This is a genomic window from Bacillus sp. SIMBA_074 (genome assembly GCF_046534555.1).
GTDB classification, from domain to species: Bacteria; Bacillota; Bacilli; order Bacillales; family Bacillaceae_G; genus Bacillus_A; species Bacillus_A mycoides.
The window spans coordinates 1-246 of the sequence record NZ_JAWRYM010001025.1 but is presented as its reverse complement, the minus strand read 5'-3'; the positions used below and the strand labels follow the sequence as shown (position 1 = coordinate 246).

Sequence of the window (246 nt, the reverse complement as noted above, 5' to 3'; positions counted from 1 at the left end):
CGTCGCGGGGACTGGTGGTACTACAGCCGGTCCGAGGAGGGCGCGCAGTACGGAATCCACTGTCGGACCGCCGCCACCGAGGACGATTGGACTCCCCCGGTGCTGGAGCCGGGTGTGGCGGTGCCCGGCGAGATGGTGTTGCTCGACGGCAATGTCGAGGCCGAAGGACACGAGTTCTTCTCCCTCGGGGCGTTCGACACTTCGGACGATGCGACGAAGCTGCTCTGGGCGACGGACTTCGAGGGC

The 246-nt window shown here is 67.5% G+C and carries 1 protein-coding gene; it reads left to right on the top strand.

The window, feature by feature from the left end:
- Positions 1 to 246 (top strand): hypothetical protein (locus SB773_RS33880; protein ID WP_410594867.1); only part of this gene is annotated, 246 nt, incomplete at both ends.